Annotated in this window: 15 protein-coding genes; 8 read left to right on the top strand and 7 right to left on the bottom strand. The window is 73.2% G+C overall.

Going from position 1 to position 22,644, the window contains the following annotated elements:
- Positions 1–13: 13 nt before the first annotated feature.
- Complete coding sequence (locus ACIBQ6_RS10420) at positions 14–4,756, bottom strand: COR domain-containing protein (RefSeq protein ID WP_397211139.1); 4,743 nt, start codon at positions 4,754–4,756, stop codon at positions 14–16.
- A 240-nt stretch (positions 4,757–4,996) separates the two neighbouring features.
- Between ACIBQ6_RS10420 and ACIBQ6_RS10415 the strand changes: the two genes are divergently transcribed.
- Positions 4,997–5,728, top strand: a complete 732-nt coding sequence (locus ACIBQ6_RS10415) for a GTP-binding protein (protein ID WP_397212162.1) — start codon at positions 4,997–4,999, stop codon at positions 5,726–5,728.
- Here ACIBQ6_RS10415 and ACIBQ6_RS10410 read toward each other — a convergent pair.
- The 4 genes from ACIBQ6_RS10410 to ACIBQ6_RS10395 all read right to left on the bottom strand — a co-directional run bounded on the left by ACIBQ6_RS10410 (position 5,715) and on the right by ACIBQ6_RS10395 (position 12,211).
- The gene (locus tag ACIBQ6_RS10410) at positions 5,715–8,507 is read right to left on the bottom strand and encodes a glycoside hydrolase family 2 TIM barrel-domain containing protein (RefSeq protein ID WP_397211137.1); all 2,793 of its coding nucleotides are present in this window, start codon (positions 8,505–8,507) and stop codon (positions 5,715–5,717) included. The two genes, ACIBQ6_RS10415 and ACIBQ6_RS10410, sit on opposite strands and share 14 nt — an antisense overlap.
- A gap of 109 nt (positions 8,508–8,616) precedes the next feature.
- Entirely contained in the window at positions 8,617–9,879 is a 1,263-nt protein-coding gene (locus tag ACIBQ6_RS10405) for a M20 family metallopeptidase (protein WP_397211135.1), read from the bottom strand.
- On the bottom strand, positions 9,876–11,060 hold the full coding sequence (locus tag ACIBQ6_RS10400) for an amidohydrolase family protein (protein ID WP_358286334.1): 1,185 nt from the start codon (positions 11,058–11,060) through the stop codon (positions 9,876–9,878). Before ACIBQ6_RS10400 ends, ACIBQ6_RS10405 begins: the two co-directional genes overlap by 4 nt.
- A gap of 62 nt (positions 11,061–11,122) precedes the next feature.
- Positions 11,123–12,211, bottom strand: coding sequence for an alpha/beta hydrolase-fold protein (locus tag ACIBQ6_RS10395; RefSeq protein WP_358286332.1), 1,089 nt, complete (start codon positions 12,209–12,211; stop codon positions 11,123–11,125).
- A 78-nt stretch (positions 12,212–12,289) separates the two neighbouring features.
- On the opposite strand from ACIBQ6_RS10395, the gene ACIBQ6_RS10390 reads away from it, so the two are divergent.
- A complete protein-coding gene (locus ACIBQ6_RS10390) occupies positions 12,290–14,014 on the top strand; it encodes a phosphatidylglycerol lysyltransferase domain-containing protein (protein ID WP_397211132.1) in 1,725 nt (574 codons plus the stop codon).
- A gap of 10 nt (positions 14,015–14,024) precedes the next feature.
- On the opposite strand, the gene ACIBQ6_RS10385 is transcribed toward ACIBQ6_RS10390, so the two are convergent.
- On the bottom strand, positions 14,025–14,633 hold the full coding sequence (locus tag ACIBQ6_RS10385; protein WP_387669403.1) for a hypothetical protein: 609 nt from the start codon (positions 14,631–14,633) through the stop codon (positions 14,025–14,027).
- 268 nt (positions 14,634–14,901) lie between these two features.
- Between ACIBQ6_RS10385 and ACIBQ6_RS10380 the strand changes: the two genes are divergently transcribed.
- The 5 genes from ACIBQ6_RS10380 (at position 14,902) to hutH (ending at position 20,445) form a co-directional block, all read left to right on the top strand.
- Complete coding sequence (locus tag ACIBQ6_RS10380; RefSeq protein WP_397211130.1) at positions 14,902–15,519, top strand: hypothetical protein; 618 nt, start codon at positions 14,902–14,904, stop codon at positions 15,517–15,519.
- A 135-nt stretch (positions 15,520–15,654) separates the two neighbouring features.
- A complete protein-coding gene (locus ACIBQ6_RS10375) occupies positions 15,655–16,749 on the top strand; it encodes an ABC transporter substrate-binding protein (RefSeq protein WP_397211128.1) in 1,095 nt (364 codons plus the stop codon).
- On the top strand, positions 16,742–17,854 hold the full coding sequence (locus tag ACIBQ6_RS10370) for a FecCD family ABC transporter permease (RefSeq protein WP_397211126.1): 1,113 nt from the start codon (positions 16,742–16,744) through the stop codon (positions 17,852–17,854). The genes ACIBQ6_RS10375 and ACIBQ6_RS10370 overlap by 8 nt, the downstream gene beginning before the upstream one ends.
- A complete protein-coding gene (locus ACIBQ6_RS10365; RefSeq protein WP_357976647.1) occupies positions 17,844–18,629 on the top strand; it encodes an ABC transporter ATP-binding protein in 786 nt (261 codons plus the stop codon). Before ACIBQ6_RS10370 ends, ACIBQ6_RS10365 begins: the two co-directional genes overlap by 11 nt.
- Before the next feature lie 130 nt (positions 18,630–18,759).
- Positions 18,760–20,445, top strand: a complete 1,686-nt coding sequence (gene hutH / locus ACIBQ6_RS10360; RefSeq protein ID WP_397211124.1) for a histidine ammonia-lyase — start codon at positions 18,760–18,762, stop codon at positions 20,443–20,445.
- A 17-nt stretch (positions 20,446–20,462) separates the two neighbouring features.
- Here the strand turns inward: hutH and ACIBQ6_RS10355 are convergent, their stop codons facing one another.
- Positions 20,463–21,665, bottom strand: a complete 1,203-nt coding sequence (locus ACIBQ6_RS10355; protein ID WP_397211122.1) for a PucR family transcriptional regulator — start codon at positions 21,663–21,665, stop codon at positions 20,463–20,465.
- 188 nt (positions 21,666–21,853) lie between these two features.
- On the opposite strand from ACIBQ6_RS10355, the gene ACIBQ6_RS10350 reads away from it, so the two are divergent.
- The gene (locus tag ACIBQ6_RS10350; protein WP_358286316.1) at positions 21,854–22,630 is read left to right on the top strand and encodes an ABC transporter ATP-binding protein; all 777 of its coding nucleotides are present in this window, start codon (positions 21,854–21,856) and stop codon (positions 22,628–22,630) included.
- Positions 22,631–22,644: the final 14 nt, after the last annotated feature.

Here is a 22,644-nt window from a genome sequence, read left to right as displayed (position 1 = left end):
GTTCACGGGTCTCCTACGGGTTGTCGCCCATGATCTGCTGTTCGTCGAGGTCCACCTTCACCGAGCCGCGGTAGGCGCGGCTGTGCTCGGCGCAGAGATAGAGCGTCAGCCCCTCGGGGGTCGTCGTACGCGAGAGACCTCCCCAGGCCCGCTTCGGGTCGTACTTGACCAGCAGCGCCTCGAGCGCGCGGAAGTCGGCCTCCAAGGTGGCGTGCGCCTCCGGTCCCCCGGCCTCGGACAGCTCCCTGCGCTCGATCGCGAGGTCCGGGATCTGGGCGATCAGCTCCTTCATCGCGTCGGCCTCCGCTTTGGTCTGCTGGCTCAGGTGGTCCACGCTCATCCCGAGAATCGGCCCCGCGAACGGCGCGGCGTGCTTCAGCACGTTGAGCAGATGCTTCAGGTACGGCGCGATGGTGACGAGCCACTCGGGCGGCTCGTCGAGCTTGTAGCAGCCGTCGTTCCCCGGCAGGCGGTGCCAGGCGCCGGGCTCCTCGCAGTAGAGCCGCAGTTCGTACGCGGCTCCGGTGAGCGCCTTTCGCTTGAGTTCCACCAGGGTGAAGACGCTCGGGCAGAGGATCTCCCGGTACGCCTGCGCGATGCGCTGCGTCCTGACGAACATGCGCTGCATGAACTCCGTCTGCCCGTCGATCTTCTCCCCCTGGGCCATGACGAGCTCCGTGATGCGTTCGATGTCCTCGCGGCTCACGGACCGTTCGGGCGGGGCCAGCCCCAGCAGCAGGCTTGTCACGTTCAGCAGTTCCAGCGATTTCCGGCATTCGATCTGTTCGCGCGGCGGATTGAGGAGGAGGCGTCTGTGCAGATCCTCGTAATCGAATCGCTCCGCGCAGGCGACGTCCGTCCCGGTTCCGCACGGGCAGGGGATGAGCCGTTTGATGCTCAGTCCTGGGAAACGTTCGAGCGTTCTGTTCAGGCCGTCGTCGAGAAGGGAGAAGAACGCGGTGGGAAGCGGGCCTCGTACCGCCAGTTCGACCAGGTTGCGGTGCCGGTCGGCCCGGACGAGCGCGACGTGCCGGCCGTCGGGATGCCTCAGCAGCGCGCCCGTACGCCAGTGGTGGTGGGTGGTGAACCGGTGCGACCGGGCGATGAACCAGGTCGGGATTCCCGGCGGCATGGAATTGAGCTCGTACAGGACGCGGATCTCCTTCGACGCCCCGGATTCGCCGCCGTCCCACAGATGCTGGTACGGCGGCGGGTTCCAGCCGAGGCGTTCGACCACCAGGCTCAGATCCGTACCATCGTTCCCCTCCATCTGATAAGAGAGGTCGTACTTGTCCATCATGTCGAGGAAATGATGGCGTAGTCCGCGGTCGAGATCGGACCAGAGAAAGCTCAGATGTTCCCGCGTGAGAACGCCGTTCCGCGCCGCGACCTCATCGCTGTCGAGAACCTTGCTGATGTAGGCGTTCACCCATTCTGGGCGCAGGATGACCGACTGCGAGAGATTGGGGTCGTCGTGGTAGTACAGGATGTCGCCGAGCTGGTGCAGCATGACGGCCACGTACTGCTGCTGGATCGGGTCGCCGACCCCGGCGCGGTCCATCACCGCCCACATGCGTTCCGGGGTGATGTGCTTGTCCTCCATCGCCCGCAGTTCCTCGGCCGCCGCCTGCCAGGTGGTGGGCCATTCCGAGCCCATCAGCGGCAGGTTCGCGGCCTGCTCGCGCAGTTCGCCCCGCAGCGCCTCGATGCCCTGGCGCGTCTCGCTGTCGATGGACAGACCGGCGACGATTCGGGGATATTGGGCGCGTAGTTCGTCCAGGGGGAGGTCGACCGGGCGGTCGCCCTGGTCGGCGTGGGTCGCGATCAGCAGGATCGGCGATTCGGGAGCGCGCGCGGTGATGATGTCCAGCCAGTACTGGAGTCTCCCCTGTTCCCATCCGAGCCGCGAATTCCACGCGAGCAGGAAAAGGGACCGGTCGGTGAGGAAGAACTGGTGGGTGGCGTGGTAGATCTCCTGACCGCCGAAGTCCCACACGCTCAAGTGCATGTCGACGTCGGCGCGGCTGGGATGCGGGATGTTCAGCCGTTCGATTCTCAGGCCGTGCGTCGAGGGTTCGGCGTGGTCGTGCGGCATTCCGGCCAGCGCCTTCAGCAGCGACGTCTTGCCCACGCCGCCCTCGCCGACGATCAGCAGTTTGGACACCCATTGCTCGGACGCTCCGTCGCGGCGTGCGCGCAGGAACGTGAGAATGGACACGGTGCCGCCGGCCACGATGGCGGGCGGCGGGCTGATGATCCGGTTTCCGCGTACGGAAAGGACGGAAAGGCTTTTCAGCTGGAGGACGAAATCCGGGATGACGGAGAGCTCGTTGTCGTCGAGGAGGAGTTCCTCAAGCCTGGCGAGTCCGGCGATCGCCTCCGGCAGTTCCGTGAACCGGTTGCTCGACAGCAACAGATGCGCGACGCCGGCGAGCCGCCCGAAAGCCGCGGGCAACGTCGACAGCCGGTTGCCCACCAGGTCCAGCCGCGCGAGGCCGCCGAGTTCGCCGATCTCCTCCGGTAAGGCCGTGAGCTGGTTCTCCCGCAGTTGCAGGATGGTGAGCGCCTTGAGGCCGCCGATCGCGGCCGGCAGCGTCGAAAGCTCGTTCTCCGCCAGAGCGAGTGTGGTGAGCGCGGTGAGCTTCGTGATCTCCTCGGGAAACGTCGTGAACGCGTTGTTCTGCAGATACAGCGTGTTGAGCGCCTGGAGCCGGCCGATCGACGCCGGCAGCGTCGACAGGTCGTTGCCGTCGGCGTCCAGGCGGTCCAGGAGAACGAGCCGGCCGATCGACTCGGGCAGCGCCGTCAGCTGGTTCTCGTCCAGGTTCAGCGCCGTGAGAGCCGTGAGATCGCCGATCGACTCCGGCAGTTCGGTGAACAGGTTGCCCGACAGGTTCAGGTTGACGAGGGCCGTGAGGCCGCGGATCGTCTCGGGCAACGTGCTCAGCTCGTTGAGCGACATGTTCAGCTCGGTGAGCCGGGTGAGGTCGCCCACCACCTCCGGGCAGGCCGTGAACGCGTTGCCCGACAGGTCCAGCGTGACCAGGCCCGAGAGGCCGCCGACCACGTCCGGCAACGAGCTGAACTTGTTGTTCGACAGGTCGAGCCCGGACAGCGCGGTGAGGCCGCCCACCGTCCGGGGCAGCGCCCGGAGCTGGTTGCCCGACAGGTACAGATCGGTCAGAGCGGTGAGCTCGCCGATCGCGTCCGGCAGCACGGTGAGCTGGTTGCGCTGCGCGTACAGGGTGATGAGCGCTTTCAGCCGGCCGATCGACTCCGGCAGCCCCGTCAGCTGGTTGCCGTCGGCGTCCAGGCGTTGCAGGAGACTCAGCCGGCCGATCGACTCCGGCAGCGCCGTCAGCCGGTTCTCGTCCAGGTTGAGCGCCGTGAGAGCCGTGAGGCCGCCGATCGACTCCGGCAGCGTCGACAGCTGGTTGGCCGACACGTTCAGCTCGGCGAGGTCCCGCAGCCCGGCCACCGTGTCGGGCAGGACGGACAGGCGGTTGGTCGACACGTTCAGCTCGGTGAGAGCCGTCAGGCCGCGGATCGACTCGGGCAACGTGCTCAGCTCGTTGAGCGACACGTTCAGCTCGGCGAGATTCCGCAGGCCGCCGATCGACTCGGGCAGCGCGACAAGCTGGTTTCCCGCCACGTTCAGGACGGTGAGAGCGGCGAGGTCGCCGATCTCCCTCGGCAAGGCGCTGAGCCGATTTCCCGACAGCTGCAATCTGGCTAGATTGCCGAGACCGCCGATCTCCACGGGTAACGCCGTGAGCTCGTTGTCCGACAGCGAAAGCTCGGTGAGTGTGGTGAGCCCGCCGATCTCCCTCGGCAGCGTGCTGAGCTGATTGCGTTGCGCGTAGAGAGTGGTGAGCTCCTTCAGCCGCCCGATCGCCGCCGGCAACGAGCGCAGCCGGTTGCCGTCCACGTCCAGATGCCGCAGGGCGGTGCACCGGGCGATCGCGTCCGGCAACGCCGTCAGCGCGTTGTCGTACAGGTTCAGGGTGTCGAGATTCCGCAGACCGCCGATGGTCTCGGGGAACGTCTTGAGCAGGTTGCTCGCCACGTACAGCGTGCGCAGCCCCCTGAGATCGGCCACCGCTTCGGGCAGTGTGAGCAGGCCGTTCGCCGACAGGTTCAGCACGGCCAGGCCGGTGAGGTCGGCGAGCTCCTTCGGCAGAATCGAGACGCTGTTGCCCGACAGGTCCAGCTCGACGAGAGCCGTGAGCCGGCCGATCTCCGCGGGCAACCCGTCGAGCCGGTTGCCCTCCAGACTCAGGATGGTGAGTGCGGTGAGATCTCCGATCTCCTTCGGCAACGCGCTGATCCGGTTGCCCTGAAGGAACAACTCGCTGAGAGCGGTGCAGCCGGAGATCTCGGGCGGCAACGCGGTGAGCCGATTGCGCTGCGCGTACAGGATGACGAGAGCGGTCAGCCGGCCGATCTCCGGGGGCAGCGCCGACAGCCGGTTGCCGTCCGCGTCGAGGCGTTCCAGTGCGGTCAGGCGTCCGATCGACGCGGGCAGCGTCGTCAGCTCGTTCTCGTCCAGGTTCAGCGACCTGAGTCCGGTGAGATCGCCGATCTCCTCGGGCAACGACGAGAGCCGATTGCTCGACAGGTCGAGCGTTCTGAGCTCCTTGAAGCCGTGCACGGCGGCGGGGAGCTCCGTGAGGTCCAGGTCACTCAGGTCGAGTTCCTCGCCGCCGCCTTCCTGAGCGAGGGCGATACGTCGGCTCACCTCGTCGTGATCGGTCATCGCGTCCCATCGACTCCTTCGCCCGGCCGGTGATCTCTCGGCCATCATGGCCCGCCGTACCGGCCGCGTCACCCCCATATGACCATCCGCGGTGACGTGGCCGGCCCCGCCGGCCGAGGTCTCCGGGTGGCGGGAATGACGCGTTGCGTCCGGTCGCTGAGCGGCCCACCATGGTCAGCGTGTTTCCGCACGTCCGCCGCGCGACGCCCGCCATGCCGGGCGTGTTCGGGCGTGAAGAACATGATCACGGGGGCGGCGCAGCTCGACGGCGCGATCCTCGTCGTGTCCGCGCACGACGGCATCATGCCGCAGACCAGGGAGCACGTGCTGCCGGCCCGCCGGGTCGGGGTCGAGCACCTGGTCGTCGCCGTCAACAAGGCCGACGGCGCCGACCCGGAGCTGACGGACCTGGTGAAGCTGGAGCTCGCCGAGCTGCTGGCCTGGCACGGCTACCGCGACGTCCCGATGGTGCGGGTGTCCGGGCTGCGGGCTCTGGAGGGCGACCCGGTCTGGACGGCGTCCGTGGACGCGCTGCTGCGGGCCGTGGACGAGCACATCCCCGTCCCGGTCCGGTACGTGGACGCGCCGTTCCTCATGCCCGCCGAGAACGTGCTCACGGTCACCGGCCGCGGCACGGTCGTCACCGGCGCCATCGAGCGCGGCACCGTACGGGTGGGCGACACGGCAGAGGTGGTCGGGTTCGGCGACGGGTTCACGGCGGTCGTGACGGGCGTGGAGACGTTCGGCAGGACGATGGAGCGGGGCGAGGCGGGGGACAACGCCGCCGTCCTGCTGCGCGGGGTGCGCCGCGAGCAGGTGCGGCGGGGCACGGTCCTGGCCGCGCCCGGCACCCTGCGCGCACCGGACGTTCACCGCCCGCGTGTACCTGCTGACCCCGGAGGAGGGCGGGCGGCGGATCGCGTCCGGGTACCGGCGTCCCGGCCTCCTTCCACGCACGTCAGGCCGGGGTGAACCGGAGGCGGAGCGTCGCGCGGGCCGGGCGCAGGTCGTAGCGGGGCAGGGCGCCGGGGCCGCAGGTGGCGGTGCCGATGCCCTGGTGGGCGAGGTCCAGGTGGAGGTGGACGTGGTCGCCGGGCACCAGGTCGGGGCGGTGCCGGGCGGCCGTCAGCTCGGCGGTGCTCCACCGGCGGGCGGTCAGGCCGAACATCGGGTCGCCGTGGACCCTGAACCCGCCCGGCCCCGTCCCGCCGAACTCGGCCCACCGCACGTCGGCCCGGTGCCCGTTCTCCTGGGGGCGGACGTACGGCGTCTGGAGGTCGTCGATCGCGGCGTGCCAGCGGCCGACGCGGGCGGCCATCCCGGTGTCCGGGTACGCCTCCCCCGGCCCCCGGCCGAACCAGGTGACGTGGCCGAGCTCGCCGGGCAGCAGCAGGTGCAGGCCCAGCCGCGGGATCGGCGCGGGCCACTCGCCCTCCGGCTCGACGTCCACGGACAGGTTCAGTGAGCCGGACGTGGCGGTCCACGTCCAGGTGACGCGCATGCCGAGGTCGGTGGCGGCGGGGGCGACCCTGGTGCGGACGGTGATGCCGTCGCCCGTCTCGATCCCGGCCACGCGGTGGGTGAGGCGATGCAGCCCGAGCTGCCGCCACTTCCGGTCCAGCCCGCCGTAGCGGTCGTTGTCGGTGGGCGCGCGGTACAGGTCGAGCCGCGGGCCTTCGACGTCGAGGCCGAACAGGCGCAGCAGGCGGCCGGTGCGCGGGTCGAACTCGCCGCCGCCCAGCCTCAGCCGCCCGCCGGACGTCTGCGGCCGGACTCCCGCACCGGCGGCGGCGGGAAGGGCGGGGCTCGGCAGGCGGGTCTGGGACCAGGCGAGCTCGTGGCCCGCGGCGGCCCACGGCTGGTCGCCGGTCAGGGTGGCGCGGACGGTGAGCCAACGTTCCCCGGCGCCGTCCGGCGGCGGAGGCAGGGCGGGCAGCTGCACCTCGCCGCCGGACGGCGGCACCGCCAGCGGGAACCGCGCGCCTTCGAGCCCGTCGTCCTCGACGACGGCCTCGAAGGCGAGGTGGGCCAGGTCGCGGAAGTCGTGCCGGTTGACCACCCGCACGACGCCCTCGCCGAACTCGAACCGCACCGGCTCGAAGACCTTCTTCAGGTCCAGCAGGCCGGGCGAGGGCGTGCGGTCGGGGAACACCAGGCCGTCGATGACGAAATTTCCGTCATGGACGGATTCGCCGTAGTCGCCGCCGTAGGCGTACTCGTGGCGGGGATCGGTCAGGCCGTGGTCGATCCACTCCCACACGAACCCGCCGGCCAGCCTCGGGAACCGTTCGAACAACTCCTGGTACTCGGCCAGGCCGCCGGGCCCGTTGCCCATGGCGTGGGCGTACTCGCACTGCAGGAACGGCATCGCGCGCCGCCGCGCGTCCAGGGCGGGGTCGTCGAGCGGGTCCTCCTCGCCGCGGCCGATGGCCTCGACCTCGGCGTGGGTGGCGTACATGCGCGAGTAGACGTCGGTGTGGGCGCACGACCAGTCACCCTCGTAGTGCAGCGGCCTGGACGGGTCGCGCTCGCGCGTCCAGCCGGCCATGACGGCGAGGTTGCGGCCGACGCCCGCCTCGTTGCCGAGCGACCACATGATGACGCTGGGGTGGTTCTTGTCCCGTTCGACCATGCGGCGCATACGGTCGAGCAGGGCGTCGGCCCAGCGCGGGTCGTCGGTGGGGTTGCCCCGCCAGCCGACCTGGCCGAAGCCGTGCGTCTCCAGGTCGCATTCGTCGACGACCCACAGGCCCAGCTCGTCGCACAGGTCCAGGAAGGCGGGGTGCGGCGGGTAGTGGCTGGTCCTGACGGCGTTGACGTTGTGCCGCTTCATGAGCAGCACGTCCTCGCGCATGGTCTCGTACGGGACCGCGCGGCCGTGGTCCGGATGGAACTCGTGCCGGTTGACGCCCTTGAGCAGCAGCGGGCGGCCGTTGGCCAGGAGCACGCCGTCCTCGACGGAGACGGTGCGGAAGCCGACGCGCAGCCGTGCGGTCTCGTGCGGGGTGGTGAGGACGGCCTCGTACAGGCGGGGCGTCTCGGCGGTCCACGGCTCGGCCTCGACGGTGATCTCGACGCCGGGCGCCAGGTCGCGCACGCCGAGCTCGGGGATGCTCAGCAGGCCCTCGGCGGCCTCGAAGGACAGCCGGCCGTCGTGGGCGGCGTGCACGAACACGTCGGCGGCCGACCGGGTGAGGGTGACGTCCCGGAAGATGCCGGGCAGCCACCACATGTCCTGGTCCTCTAGGTAGCTGGCGGCCGACCACTGGTGCACGCGCACGGCCAGCACGTTGCGTCCCGGACGCAGCCACGGCCCGGCGTCGAACTCGACGGGCAGCCTGCTGCCGGTGGAGAAGCCCAGCTCGTGGCCGTTCAGCCAGACCCTGGCGAAGGAGTCGACGCCGTCGAAGCGAAGCCTGCCGCCGCGCCAGCCGTCCGGCAGGTCGAAGGCGCGCCGGTAGTCGCCGGTCGGGTTCTCGTCCGGGACGTGCGGCGGGTCCACGGGGAAGGGATAGGAGACGTTGGTGTAGGCGGGGGCGCCGTGGCCGTGCAGGGGCCAATGGGCCGGCACCCGCAGCTCGTCCCAGGCGGAGTCGTCGAAGCCGGGCCGGGCGAAGTCGTCGGGCGCGTCGGCCACGGGTGAGAGGCGGAAGCGCCACAGGCCGCCGAGGTCGAGGGCGGGGGCGTCGGAGCGGAGTGCCGCGCGGGGTTCGAGACGGCCCGAACCGGGGGCGAAGGTTTCGAGATCCATCCCTTCCGACAGTAGGGGTTGATGGTGGTTCCGTCAGCGATGCCCCGTCTGGGGTGCTTGGACTTCCCTGCCGTGGTTGTTGGAGGAATGGCGCCGGCAGGGCCCGGTCTCAGGCGTTCCTGGAGAACAGGAGCCCGTTCGCGCCGGCCGGGCCGGGCAGCGCGGAGGCGGCCGCGAGGTAGCCGGCCAGCAGGCTCTCGGCCACCGCGCCCACGGCCGCGTCGCCGGGCAGGAACTCGGGGGTGTGCAGGCCGGCGGCGGTGTCCACGCCGACGAACATCATGAGCGACGGCGCCACCGAGGCGTAGTGGGAGAAGTCGTCGGCCCCGCACGAGCGCAGCCCGCCGTCCACGGTCCAGCCGTGGCCGCGCAGCAGCCCGCCGGCGCGCACGGCCAGCCCGGTGTCGTTGACCAGCACCGGCTCGCCCGGCAGGATCGTCACCTCGGCCACGCAGCCGCACGCCCTGGCGACGTCCTCGACCACCTGGGTGAAACGTTCGTGCAGCTCCTGGCGCCAGTTCTCGGACATCGCCCGGAGGGTCCCCCTGGCCACGGCCTCGCCCGGGACGGCGTTGGGCGCGGTGCCGGCGTTGACCGTGCCGAAGGTGACCACGGTGGGCGTCATCGGGTCGGCGACCCGGCTGACGACCTGCTGGGCGGTGACGATGACCTGCGCCATGGCCACCACCGGGTCCCTGGTGAGGTGGGGGTAGGCGGCGTGGCCCTCCGCTCCCCTGACGACCACCCTGAACTCGTCGGAGGAGGCGTTGACCGCCCCCGGCACGGAGGCGACCGTGCCCTCCGCCAGCAGGGGCTGCACGTGCGCGCCGATCATGGCGCCGACCTTGTGGCGGTGCAGCGCGCCCGACCCCACGACGTCGGAGGCGCCGGAGGGGAAGCCCTCCTCGCGCGGTTGCAGCACGACCAGCAGGGGCGGGTCGGCGCCGAGCCGGTCGAGGGTCCTGGCCAGGGCGACCACGGCCGCCATGTGCACGTCGTGGCCGCAGGCGTGCATCGCGCCCTCGGGGGCGGCCCACTCGACGCCGGTGCGCTCGGTCAGCGGCAGGGCGTCGAGCTCGCCGCGTACGCCGACCGCCGGGCCGGGACCGCCGATGCGCAGGACCGCGCCCGTGCCGGCGACGTGCTCGACCTCCCCGGCGGGCAGCGCGTCGAGCAGCCGGTCCCGCGTCGGGCCCTCCTGGCCGGACAGGCAGGGCTCCGCGTGCAGCTCGCGGCGCAGCGCCTGCGCCGCGGGCAGCTCCCGCAGCAGGCCCTCCCGCAGCGCCGCGTAGGCGGCGCTCTCCACGCCGCCGGTCCCGATGACGGCTCCGTCGACGGGCCTGTTGATCGTACGGCCCCCGAAGTCGTTCACCCCGTGCTCTCCTCCCGTGTTCCCAGTCCGTAGACGCGTCGCGCGTTGTCCGCCCCGACCATCGCCGCCACCCGCATCGCCTGCCCGGCCGACCACTCGCCGTCCAGCACGAGCCGGCCGAGCACCCGCGCCATCGCCCGCCGCCACAACACCGCGCCGAGGTGGTGCAGCTCGGCCGGTCCCCATCCGTCGGACGAGAACATGATCTTGGCGAACGGCGCCAGCTCCAGGCTCTCGGCCACCAGCGCCACGCTGCGGGCCCCGGTGTAGGTCACGCCGAGCCCCACGTCGAAGTAGACGTTGGGATAGGCCTGCGCGAGGAACCCCGCGTGCCGCTGGAAGGGGTAGCAGTGCAGCAGCACCAACGGCACCCCGGTCGGCTCCGCGCGCTCGACGAGGCCGCGCAGCAGCAGCGGATCGGCCCGGCGCAGGTCGAGGTCGGGATCGCCGAGGCCGGTGTGGAACTGGATCGGCAACCCTCGCTCGATCCCGGCCCAGATCACGTGCCGCAGCAGCACCGGCTCCGTCAGCTTACCGCCGCCGGACCCGAGCCAGCGCCCGGCCGCCTCGGTGACCTCGGCCCGGCTCGGCGGCTCGGGGTCGAGGTCGAGGCCGTGGCGGTAGGCGGCGACGCTCTTGAGCCCGCGCGCGCCGCCGGTGCGCTCCCACAGCTCCCGCGCGAACGCGTCGGCGAAGGAGGACGCGTCGCAGCCGCCGGCCGCGACCTGCTCGGCCACCGTCTCCAGCCGCACCACCTCGTCGGCGGGCGCGCCGGTGAGCTCGGCCATGCCGGACGGGCCCACGAGCTCGTCGCCCCGGTAGCCGGTCTCGACCAGGTAGTGGGCCACGTTCGTGGCGCCCAGCAGCAGCCGGTTCACCTCGCCGGCGCCCAGCCGGGCCCTCCTGGCCAGGTACTCCTCCGGCGTGCAGTGCGGTTCCAGGCCGAGGACGGGCGCGCAGTGGCGCAGGATGGCGTACCCCGTCTGGGAGTCGAACTGCGTCATCCACTCCGGCACCGGCCGGTCGGACTCGGTGATCAGCTCCTCGAACGCGGTGCGCGACAGGTCGCGCGGCACCACGCCGTGGACGTGGTGGTCGACCAGCGGCAGCTCCTCGATGGCCCGGACGAACCCGGCCGGAGCGAGGTCGAGGTCTGCGGCGGTGGCGTACAGGTCGGTCACGGAGAGATCTACTCCCCCGTGGGCGCGCGGACGAACCACCCCGCCCCGATCCGGCGCCTCGATCAGGGGGCCGCGGCGGGCACCGCGAGCTGCTGGACCAGCCACGGCAGCGCCTGCGGCAGCTCCCGGTTCCAGGTGTTGAAGTTGTGGCCGCCGCTGGGCAGGATCAGCGACGAGGCCCGCATGGGCGCTTTGACGGCGTTCAGGAAGCGCTCGGTCGGCAGGTAGTCGGCCTCGCCCTTCCTGCTGCTCGTGACGAGCACGGCCACGGGCGGCGCGGGCAGCCGGGCCAGGCGCCACATCAGGTCGTTGCGGTCGGCGAGCGCCTTGTCGCCGTGGAACAGGTCGCCGGTGGTGCCGTCCACGATCGTCTTGTAGTAGCCCGACAGGGAGACGGCGGCGGAGAACGCGTCAGGGCGGCTCATCGCCAGCTTCAGCGCGCAGTAGCCGCCGGTCGAGCCGCCGAGCACGCCCCAGGAGTCGCGGCCGGCCGCCGCCCGGTAGTGCGCGGTCACGGCCTGCCGGACGTCGGTGGCGAAGTACGTCAGCGCCTGCGGGCCGCCCGGCACGTCCACGCACTCGGTGTCGCGCGGCAGCACCACGCTCGGCCGCATCATGACCAGGACGGCCGGCTCGACCTGGTGCAGGGCGATGGCGTGGGCCAGCCGTCCGGGCAGGTCGAGGCGGGTCATGAGGTTGCGCGGGTCGCCGGGGTAGCCGGTCAGGGCGAGGATCGCGGGGAACCTGCGCCGCGGGTCCTTGAAGTAGGCCGAGGGCAGGAACACGTACGCCTCCTCGCTCAGGCGCGTGGTCGCGCCCGGCAGGACGACCTCCTCGATCCGCCCGCCCGGTACCGCCCGGCTGTCCAGCACCCGCAGCCCGGCCGCGGCCCCCGCGACGGTGATCTGGGCGGCGCCGGTGTCGGCGCCGAGCAGGTCGGCCCAGGAGGAGTAGAAGCCGAAGTAGTAGTTGACCAGCAGCGCGAGCGCCGCCACGGTGAGCGCCTGGCAGCCCGCCAGCAGGCCGGCCCGGCCCAGCACCGGTGGCAGGCCCCGCCCGGCCAGCCGCGGCCACACCCAGACGGTGGCCGCGAGCCCGGCCACCGCGAGCACCGCGGTGGTCACCAGCAGCGCGATCGAGGTCAGTCCCATGAACAGCAGGAATATCCCGGCCGGCGTAAGCGCGTGGTTAACGGCGAGATTAACCGGCAGGAGCTTCAATCGGTATTTGTGAAGCGTCCTTGGATCCCCGCGCTGGCGGGTTACGCGTCGCTGGTCATCGGCCTGCTGGACATCGCCAAGGCCGTGGCGCCGCGGCTGGAGCACACGCGGATGGGCCAGTGGTCGGATCTGCTGCCCGGGACGGTGACGACCGTGGCGCGGGCGACGTCGCTGGTGGTCGGCATCATGCTGGTGATGATCGCGCACGCGCTGCGCCGGGGGAAGGTGCGGGCCTGGCGGGCGGTGGTGGTGCTGCTGCCGGTGAGCGCCGTCATGGGCGTGCTGCACCTGCGGCCGGTGACCGCCGCGATCAGCGTCGTGCTGCTGGCCGTGCTGGTGGCCGGCCGGCGGGAGTTCACGGCGCTGCCCGACCCGCGCTCGCGCTGGCGGGCGTTGTGGAACCTGCTCGTGCTCGGCGTGATCGACCTGGCGCTCGGCTACCTGATCGTGAGCGTCCGGCCGGGCGCGCTGGTGGGCCGTCCGGGCGTGGCCGAGCGGCTGGAGCACGTGGCGCTGGGGCTGGCGGGCATCGAGGGGCCGGTCACGTTCACCGTGGAACGCGTCTCCGACCTGGTCTACTTCTCCCTCGTCGCGCTGGGCGCGCTGACCGCCGTGACGACGCTCTACCTGGCGCTGCGTCCGGAACGGCCGGCCGCCGAGCTGACCGCCGACGACGAACGCCGTCTGCGCGCCCTGCTGGACGTCCACGGCGAGCGCGACTCACTCGGCTACTTCGCGCTGCGCCGGGACAAGAGCGTGATCTTCTCGCCGTCGGGCAAGGCGGCCGTGGCCTACCGGGTCGTCTCCGGCGTGATGCTGGCCAGCGGCGACCCGATCGGCGACCGCGAGGCGTGGCCGGCCGCGATCGCCGCTTTCATGGCCGAGGCGCGGCGGCACGCCTGGGTGCCCGCCGTCATCGGCTGCGGCGAGACGGGCGGCGAGGTCTGGACGAAGGTGGCGGGGCTGTCCGCGCTGGAGATCGGCGACGAGGCGATCGTCGAGGTCGACGGCTTCACGCTGGAGGGCCGTGCGATGCGCAACGTGCGGCAGATGGTCAATCGCACCCGCCGCGCCGGGTACGTCTGCCGGGTGCGCCGCGCCCGTGACGTGCCCGAGGAGGAGAAGGAGCGCATCCGCCGGGCCGCCGGGCTGTGGCGCGGCACCCAGACCGAGCGCGGCTACTCGATGGCGCTCGGCCGGTTCGGCGACCCCGCCGACGCCGAGTGCCTGGTGGCCACCGCCTGCCGGGACGGCGACCTCAAGGCCGTGCTGCACTTCGTGCCGTGGGGCGCCCGGGGCGTCTCGCTGGACCTGATGCGCCGCGACCGCGACGCCGACCCGGGCCTGAACGAGCTGCTGATCGCCGAGACGCTGCAGGCCGCGCCATCGCTGGGGATCACGCAGGTGTCGCTCAACTTCGCGATGTTCCGCTCGACGCTGGCCCGCGGCGACCGGCTCGGCGCGGGGCCGGTGCTGCGGGCCTGGCGGTCGGTGCTGGTCTTCCTGTCGCACTGGTTCCAGATCGAGTCGCTGTACCGGTTCAACGCCAAGTTCCGGCCGATCTGGGAGCCGCGCTTCGTCGTCTACCCGAACGCCCGCGACCTGCCGAGGATCGGCGTCGCGGCGCTCCAGGCCGAGGCGTTCATCCCGTCGGGCCTGCCGCTGCGCGCCCGCCTGCGCCTCCCCCGGCCCTTCACCCACGACCGCGCCGCCGCCGCTCCCCACACCCCGTGAACCGCGCGGTTCACGGGGAGGCGGCGGTGCCGGTGGCGGGCCACATGGTGTTGAGGCGGCCGGCGGTGGCCTGGTAGGCGCGCTCGGCCTCCGGCGTCAGGACGACGTCGGCGCCCGGCCCGGCGGCGGCCAGCCGTTCGCGCAGGACGATGGAGTCGGCGGTGTCGGCCAGGTCGAGCAGCCCGGTGAACCGGGCGGCGGACGACACCAGCTCGGTGGCGGGCAGGCCGGTGCACACGGCGTCGAGGGCCTGGCGGACCACGCCCCTGCCGACCGCGCCGAGGCCGAGCGCCACCGCGGCGGCCGACAGGGTGGCCACGTCGAGCGGATCGACGTCGACCAGGCGCAGCGGCACGTGCTCGACCTGGCCGCCTGGGGCGTACAGGCGACCGGCGAGGCGGGCGGCGGCGGCGCGCCTGCCCTGCGTGGGGCCGATCGCGCGCCAGAGCCGGCGCAGCGCGGTCAGCGCGATCCCGCCGGCCAGCGGGCCGGGCAGCGGCGAGCCCACGGACTCGGCGGCGCGCAGCACCAGCAGCAGCCTCTCCAGCTCGCCCACCGCGCGGGCCAGGTCTTCGCCCAGGTCGGGGACGAGGACCGCGCGCGGGCCGAGGCCGGTCATGTGCGGCTCCTCACGGAGCCCTCGTCGTCGAGCGGTCGTCAGGCGGCGGAGCAGTCAACCGGAGGGTCACAACCGGAGCGTACGCCGCCCCGGCCACGCCGCACACCCCACCGATGAGCACCCCGCCCCCAGCCCGCGCCCACCCCACCGATGAGCACCCCGTCCCCAGGCCGCGCGCCCACCCGACTCCCCCCTCCCCCAGCCCGACGCCCACCCCGCGCACCCGTGCGGAGCGGGCGAGCCGGGCGTGTGGGAGGATCTGGCCACGATGGGTCCATGGTCGTTGGTGCGGTGGCTGCGTGCGGCGAGCTTCGCCGGCACGTGCGCCGCGCTGGCCGCGCTCGCCCACCTGGCGGGCGGCGGCTGCTTCGACCCCGGGGCGCTGCTGGCGGGGTTCCTGCTGGTCCTCGCGCCGGCCCTGGCGCTGACCGGGCGTGAGCGCACGCTGCCCGCCATCGTGCCCGCCACGGGCGCCTCGCAGGTCGTCCTGCACCTGCTGCTCTCCCTGAGCTGCGACCATCCCGCACCCGTCGCCGCCCCCGCGAGCGTGCTCCACGCGCACGACACGGGCGCCCCGGGGTTCGGGATGCTGCTCGTGCACGCGGCGAGCGTGCTGCTGACGTCGGTCTGGCTGCGCTGGGTGGAGTCGGGGCTGTGCGCCCTGGTCCGCGAGCTGGCCGGGTGGGTGCTGCGCCCGCTGCTGGTGCTGTTCCTCGTCGTGGCCGGGTGGGCCGCGCCGGCGCGCACACCGATGGGCGGGCGCGACGACGTCACGGCGCGCGTGCGGCTGTTCCTGCGGCACGTGCTGGTGCTGCGGGGGCCGCCCGCGAATGGACCGGAGCCGCGATGGCCGGTCCGTCCGACGGTCGTGGGCCTGCCCGCCTAGGCGCGCCCGCGGTCCTTCGCGCGCCCGTCCGCCGCGGTTCCTCCGACGACAATCCCGGCTCGCCGCCGTGCCCGCCCCCGCCGTGGGGCCGGTCCGGCGTGCGCGCCTCCGGACTCGACTCAGAGGACATCACCCATGAGACCTTCCCGTACCCGCCGGGCCTCGGCGGTCGCGCTCGTGCTGCTGGCCACCGCCTGCGGCACGCCCGCGGCGACCGGCACCGAGGCGGCCACAGAGGCGGCCACAGAGGCGGCCACTGCGGCCGCCTCCGCCGGCCGGACCGTCTACCCCCTCGCCTTCGACAACTGCGGCACGCGGGTCACCTTCCGCCGCCCGCCGCAGCGCGTCCTGATCCTGAACGGCACCAGCGTCGGCGAGGTGGAGAGCTTCCTGCTGCTCGGGCTGGAGCGCAGCATCCTGGCCAACGCCCAGAGCTACGGCGTGTCCGACGACCCCTCCATGACGGCCCGCATCAAGGCGCTGCCGACCGGCGGGCTGACCATGAACAAGAACTTCGACGTGCCCGCCGAGCAGGTGCTCAAGCTCAAGCCGGACCTGGTGGTCTCCACCTGGTCCGGCGGGTTCGACCCCGCCCGCGGCTTCGCCACCCGCGAGCAGCTCGCCGCGGCCGGCATCACCTCGCTGGTCAACCCGGTCAACTGCGCGATGGGCAAGCCGGAGGCCACCGAGCAGGAGAAGCGCGCCTACCGCAACCAGTCGATCAACTCCTCGCTGGAGTTCCTCAGCCTGCTCGGGCGGGTGTTCGACGTGCAGCGCGAGGCGTTCGACCTGATCGGGCGGCTGCGGGCGCGGGTGGAGTCGGTACGGGCCCGCGTCGCGGCGCTGCCGCCCAGGAAGGTGCTGATCGCCTATCCCGGCATGGCCATGATGAACGCCAACGGCCTGCCCGCCGTGATGACCGGCGGCATCTACGACGACGTCATCAGGGCGGCCGGCGGGGTCAACGCCTTCGCCGGCCAGACCGCCGACATGACGCGCACCCTCAACCGCGAGCAGCTCGCCACCGCCGAGGTGGACGTGCTGGTCGTCGGGCTGTTCACGCCCGAGGAGAAGGGCGAGGAGGCGGCGGCGAAGCTGTTCGCCGCCTACCCCCACTGGGCCGCGGCCAGGTCCAGGAGCTACACGGTCGTCTCCGACGGCGTCTATCTCGGGCCGCTGAACGCCTGGGCCGTGGAGAAGATCTCCAAGGTGGTGCATCCCGGTGGCTGACACGCTGACCGCGCCGCCGCGCCGCGCCGTCCCCGTCCCGCCGCGGCGGCCGCACGCGGTGTCCGGGCGGGCGACCGGGTTGCTGCTGGCCGGGCTCGGGGCCGCGCTGGTGGTGGCCCTGGTGATCGGCATCTCCGCCGGGTCGGTGAACCTGCCGCCGGACCAGGTGTGGGGGGTGGTGTGGGCGTACCTGACCGGGCGGGGCGAGCAGGCCGATCCGCTGCTCGCGCAGGTCGTGTGGGAGATCCGCACGCCCCGGGCGCTGCTGGCCGCGCTGGCCGGGGCCGCGTTGTCGGTGGCGGGGGTCGCGTTGCAGGCGCTGGTCCGCAACCCGCTCGCCGACCCGTACGTGCTGGGTGTGTCGTCGGCGGCGTCGCTGGGCGCCGTGCTGGTGCCCGCGCTCGGGGGCGGCGCGCTGGCCGGGCTGACCGGCGCGCTCGGCGTCACGGGGGCCGCCTTCGCCGCCGCGCTGCTGTCGGCGCTGGTGGTGTACGTCCTGTCCCAGCGTTCCGGCAGGCTGCTGGACTCGTGGCTGGTGCTGACCGGCGTGGCCGTCGGCTACCTGTGCTCGGCGGCCACCACGTTCGTGCAGCTCCAGCTCAACCCGACCGAGCTGCAGGGCATGATGTTCTGGCTGATGGGCAGCGTCGCCGGGGCGTCGTGGGCGGATCTGGGCGTGCCCGCGCTGCTCGTCGTGTGCTGCGTGGCCTGGCTGTCCTCGCAGGCGCGGGCGCTCAACGCGCTGCTGGCCGGCGAGGAGTCCGCGGTCGCGATCGGCGTGCCGGTCGCGGCGCTGCGGATCGGGCTGCTGGCGGCCGGGTCGCTGCTGACGGCGACGGTGGTCAGCGTGGTCGGCGGCATCGGGTTCATCGGGCTGATGGTCCCGCACATGGTCCGGTTCGTGGTCGGGGCCGACCACCGCCGGGTGCTGCCGGTCTCGCTGCTGGCCGGCGCGGTGTTCCTGGTGCTGGTCGACCTGGCGGCGCGGATCGCCGACCGGCCGAACGAGCTGCCGGTGGGCATCTTCACCACGGGGCTCGGCGTGCCGTTCTTCCTGTGGCTGCTGCGCAGGCGGCGGGCGGGAGGCGGCGGCGATGCGGCTTGACCTCGCGGGCGTCAGCGCGAGCATCGACGCGCGGCCCATCGTCACCGACGTCACGCTGAGCGCCGGGCCCGGCGAGTTCGTGGCGCTGGTCGGGCCGAACGGCAGCGGCAAGTCCACGCTGCTGCGCACGGTCTACCGGTCGCTGCGCCCGTCGGGCGGCGTCGTCCGGCTGGACGGCGACGACCTGTGGCGGATGCGGCCCCGGCACGCCGCGCGGCGGCGGGCGGTCCTGCCGCAGCACAACCCGGCCGGAGAGGGGTTCTCCGTGGCCGAGGTCGTCGCGGCCGGACGGCACAGCCACAAGCGGGCGCTGGACAGGGAGAGCGCGGGCGACCGGGCGGTGGTCGCCACGGCCCTGGAACGGGTCGGCATGGACTGGGCGGCCGACCGGCTGATGACCACGCTGTCCGGCGGCGAGCGGCAGCGCGTGCTGCTGGCCCGCGCGCTGGCCCAGGAGGCGCCGCTGCTGATCCTGGACGAGCCGGGCAACCACCTGGACGTCGGGTCCCAGCTGCTGCTGCTGGACCTGATCCGCTCGCTCGGCCTGACGCTGCTGGCCGCCCTGCACGACCTGGACCAGGCCGCCGCCTACGCCGACCGGATCGTCGTGCTGCGCGAGGGCCGGGTCGCCGGGCAGGGGCCGCCCCTGGAGGTGCTGACCCCGGCCTTCATCGAGGAGGTCTTCGGCGTCCTGGCGCATGTGGGGCCGCATCCGATCACCGGGCGGCCGCACGTCGCGGTGGCGTCCAGGGCGGGAGGTAAGCGCCTGCCCTAGGGCCGGTCAGCACTCGTCCCCCGGTGCGGAGCCGTGCCCGGCGCCGTCCGTCCGGCCGGTTATAAACGGAGCGGAGTGGATCTTCGTGGTGAAGGGGCCGGGGACCGTGTCGATCAGCAAAGCAGGACGAATGGCCGCCGGTGTCGGCCTGCTCGCGGCGGTGTGCGTGCCGGAGCGGGCCGTCGCCGTCCCGGCTCCTCCCCCGGTGGCGCCCCCGGTCGCGGCGCCGGCGCCCGCGCGGGCGCCGGTGCTGGACCTGGTGCTGGACGGCGGCCGGTTCGCGCTGCGGGACGCCTTCGCGATCCTGGCCGGCCGTCCCGTGCTCGCACGGGTGTCGGACGCCGCGCGAGCCCGCATGGCGCAGTCGCGGGCGGGGGCGCTGGCGGCCCTGAGCGGCCAGCGGGTGTACGGCTGGAACCAGGCGCTCGGCCCGCTGAAGGACCGCCCGCTCTCGCCGGAGGAGGCCGAGCAGTTCCAGCGCAACGTGCTGCGCTCGCACGCGGCGGGCGTCGGCCCTGCCTTCCCCGACGACGTGGTCAGGCTGGCCCTGGTCCTCAAGGCCAACCAGATGGCCAGGGGGAAGATGGGCGTCCGGCCCGAGGTGCCGCAGCGGCTGCTGTCCCTGGTGAACGCCGGGGTCGTGCCGGTGATGCCGCAGATCGGCTCGCTCGGCACCGGCGACCTGCAGCCGCAGGCGGCGGCCGGGCTGGCCGCGCTGGGCGAGGACGCGCCGGTGCACTACCGGGGCGAGACCGGGCCGGCCTCGCGGATGTTGCCGCGGGCCGGGCTGCCCGCGAGCTTCACCTTCGAGGCCGGGGAGGCGCTGCCGATCGTCAGCGGCAGCACGGTGCTGGCCGCCACGCTGATGCACGCCGTGCACCGGGCCACGGTGCTCGCCGACCAGGCGGAGGGGGCTTTCGCCCTGTTCATGGAGGCCACCAGGGCCGAGCGCGGCTCGCTGGACGCGCGCACGCACCGCGAGCGGCACATCCCGGAGGAGGACGCGGTCGCGGCGCGGCTGCGGACCATGGTCGCCGGTTCGGGCTGGATGACCGAGGAGGGCCGCAGGCGGCTCGACCCGGCGAACTACGAGCCGCGGGTGCAGGACGCAGTCTCGGTGCGCGCGGCCCCGCACATCATGGCCGGGCTGCGGCAGGTGCTCGCCGCCACCCGCCGGACGCTGGCGCGCGAGGCCAACTCCTCGGCCTCCAACCCGCTGGTCTTCCGGCGCGAGCGCGGCCCCGGCTACGAGTTCGTGATGGGCGGCAACTGGGACGGCTCGATCATGGGCCATCTCGCCGACAGCCTGAACGCCGAGATCACCGACCTCGGCGTCCTGTCGCAGGAGTTGTCCGGACGCCTGCTGTCACCCCGCTGGAGCTACGGCCTGCCGGCGAACCTGGCCGGCGGGAGCGTCGGCCTCAACTCCGGGATGGTGCAGGCGCAGTCGGTGGCCGCGGCGGTGGTCCCGGAGATGCAGGTCAGGGCCCATCCGGCGGGCACGTTGTCGCGTCCGGTCAAGGACGGCCAGGAGGACCACAACACGATGGCCATGGCCTCGGCCCGCGACCTGCACGCCAACCTCGACCGCCTGGAGATCGTGCTGGCGGTGCAGTACCTGATGGCGGCGCAGGGCATCGACCTGATCGCGGCGAAGATGGCCGGCCTGCCGCTCGGGACGGCGACCCGCGCCCTGCACGACGAGCTCAGGCGATACGTCGCGCCGCTGGGCGACGACCGTTACCTGACCCCCGACCTGGAACGGACGATCTCGCTGGTGCACGCGGGCGGCCTGACGCCGTCCGTCGCCCCCTGAGCCGGCCCGTCCGGGGCTCACCTGGCGGGCGGGGGCAGCAGGCGGACCGCGTCCAGGGCCAGTGCGAGGTCCACGATGTCCCGCGGGCGGGTGAGCGAGCGGCCGGTGAGCTGCTCGATCCGGCGGACCCGGTTGATGATCGTGTTGCGGTGGCAGAACAGCCGGCCGGCGGCCCTGGCGGCCGAGCCGTCGCAGGCCAGCCAGGTCTCCAGGGTGGTCAGCAGCGTGTCGCGGTCGGCCGGGTCGAGGGCGAGCAGCCGGCCGAGCGCGCCTTCGACGAGGTGGCCGGTGACGCCGGGCCGGCTGATCATCAGCACGGCCGGCACGCGCTCGTCCAGGCGGGCGATCTCGGGGCCGCCGTCGGCGCAGGTGCGCATGGCGAGGGAGGCCAGCTCGTGCGCGGTGCCCAGCTCGTCCAGGCCGGTGACGACGGGGCTGACGCCGGCCACGCCGCTGACGATGAGACTCAGCTCCTGGCACAGGTCGTCCAGGGTGGCCCGGCCGAGCGCGACGACGGCGACCTCGTGGCCGGTGCGCATGCGCCACAGCAGCCGCAGCGCGCCCAGAGTCGCGGGCAGCCGGACGTCGTCGTGGTGGCGTCCGCCGGGGAAGCGCACGGTGACGACGGCGTAGCGGGCGCGTTCGGGCAGGCCGAGCGAGTCGGCGGCGGCGCGCACCACGCCCGCGTCGGCGGCGCCGTCGAGCAGGGCGTCCAGCAGCGCGTTGACGCGTTCCTTGCTGCGGCCGAGGATCTCCTGCTCGCGCCGGCCGTAGACGTCGCAGGCCACCAGCGACTGCCGGTCGATCGCGTGCCAGACGTGGCTGGCGGCGCGGACCAGGACGTCGAGGCGGTCGGGGCGCTCGCGTTCCATGTGGTCCACGATCGCCGACCAGGTCACCTGGCCGGCCAGGCGGTACATGCGCAGCAGCGACTCCAGCGGAAGGCCCTGCTCGGCCCTGCGCTGGGCCATCGACCGGGTGAAGACCAGGTCGCGCCGCTCGGACGGCTCCTGCAGGATCGCGGTCAGGCCCAGGCGCACCCCTTCGAGGGTGCTCTTCCAGTGCTCGTCGTAGGGGACGCAGGCGCTGTAGACGTCGTCGCCGCCGCGCGTCCTGGCGACCAGCTCGCCGGTCAGTTCGGGCAGGCGTTCGAGCAGTGCCCTGGCTGCGGTGCGTAACGTCTGGCGGACGTCCTCGTCCACGACCGTAGGGGGACGCATTCCCCGAGGCTGCCACCGGCCGCCGTTCCAGAACAAGGCTCTGTAGCGTTTTGTGACCTCGCGTTGTGCGGCTGCACAACGGGCCCCCGGCCGCGGTGGGCAGCGAGCCCGACTTCGCCGCCGCATCTGGACGGCGGCCCCGCCCGCCGGTTTGGGTGGGCCGCCATGGGGTCCTGTGAGGAAGACGAATGGCCGAGCTGAGCGTGGACGGTCTCGTGGTGGACTACGGTCCCGTCCGGGCGCTGGACGGCGTGTCACTGAGCGTGCCGTCCGGGGCGGTGGTGGCCGTGCTGGGCGCGAACGGCGCCGGGAAGACGACGTTGCTGCGGGCGGTCTCGGGAACGCTCCGGTTCCACCGGGGCCGGATCGCGGCGGGCGGCGTCAGCGTGGCCGGAGCGCGGATGGACGGGCAGCCGGCCGCGGCCGTGGTGCGGCGCGGCGTCACGCACGTGCCCGAGGGCCGCCGCGTGTTCGCCCGCATGACGGTGGAGGAGAACCTGCGGGCCGGCGGCCTGGGCACGCCGCGCGCGGCCGCCGTCCGGGCCGGGCGGCGGGTGCGCGAGCTGTTCCCGGTCCTGGCCGAGCGCGCGCACCAGCGCGCCGGGCTGCTGTCGGGCGGCGAGCAGCAGATGCTGGCCATCGGCCGGGCGCTGATGGCCGAGCCGTCGGTGCTGCTGCTGGACGAGCCGACGCTCGGCCTGGCCCCGCGGGCGGCCGCCACGATCGCCGCCACGATCAGGGCGATCAACGCCGCCGGCACCTCGATCCTGCTCGTCGAGCAGAACGTCGCCACGGCCCTGTCGCTGGCCTCCCACGCGTACGTGCTGGAGGTCGGCGCGGTCGCGCTGGCCGGGCCCGCGGCCGAGCTGGCCGCCGGTGACGAGGTGCGCCGCCGCTACCTCGGCGTGGACGACGGGACCCCGGCCCCGCAGGCGAGGGCCGGATTGCCGAGGTGGTCCGCGTGACCCCGACATACCAA

The organism is Nonomuraea sp. NPDC049655 (assembly GCF_044465465.1).
Taxonomy (GTDB): domain Bacteria; phylum Actinomycetota; class Actinomycetes; order Streptosporangiales; family Streptosporangiaceae; genus Nonomuraea.
This window is presented reverse-complemented; position numbering and strand designations above follow the sequence as displayed.

Excerpts from the sequence above, each read along its gene's own strand:
- ACIBQ6_RS10420 (WP_397211139.1), bottom strand. The coding sequence starts at position 4,756 with ATGACCGATCACGACGAGGTGAGCCGACGTATCGCCCTCGCTCAGGAA.
- ACIBQ6_RS10415 (WP_397212162.1), top strand. The coding sequence starts at position 4,997 with ATGATCACGGGGGCGGCGCAGCTCGACGGCGCGATCCTCGTCGTGTCC.
- ACIBQ6_RS10410 (WP_397211137.1), bottom strand. The coding sequence starts at position 8,507 with ATGGATCTCGAAACCTTCGCCCCCGGTTCGGGCCGTCTCGAACCCCGC.
- ACIBQ6_RS10395 (WP_358286332.1), bottom strand. The coding sequence starts at position 12,211 with ATGGGACTGACCTCGATCGCGCTGCTGGTGACCACCGCGGTGCTCGCG.
- ACIBQ6_RS10385 (WP_387669403.1), bottom strand. The coding sequence starts at position 14,633 with ATGACCGGCCTCGGCCCGCGCGCGGTCCTCGTCCCCGACCTGGGCGAA.
- ACIBQ6_RS10380 (WP_397211130.1), top strand. The coding sequence starts at position 14,902 with ATGGGTCCATGGTCGTTGGTGCGGTGGCTGCGTGCGGCGAGCTTCGCC.
- ACIBQ6_RS10375 (WP_397211128.1), top strand. The coding sequence starts at position 15,655 with ATGAGACCTTCCCGTACCCGCCGGGCCTCGGCGGTCGCGCTCGTGCTG.
- ACIBQ6_RS10365 (WP_357976647.1), top strand. The coding sequence starts at position 17,844 with ATGCGGCTTGACCTCGCGGGCGTCAGCGCGAGCATCGACGCGCGGCCC.
- hutH (WP_397211124.1), top strand. The coding sequence starts at position 18,760 with ATGGCCGCCGGTGTCGGCCTGCTCGCGGCGGTGTGCGTGCCGGAGCGG.
- ACIBQ6_RS10355 (WP_397211122.1), bottom strand. The coding sequence starts at position 21,665 with ATGCGTCCCCCTACGGTCGTGGACGAGGACGTCCGCCAGACGTTACGC.
- ACIBQ6_RS10350 (WP_358286316.1), top strand. The coding sequence starts at position 21,854 with ATGGCCGAGCTGAGCGTGGACGGTCTCGTGGTGGACTACGGTCCCGTC.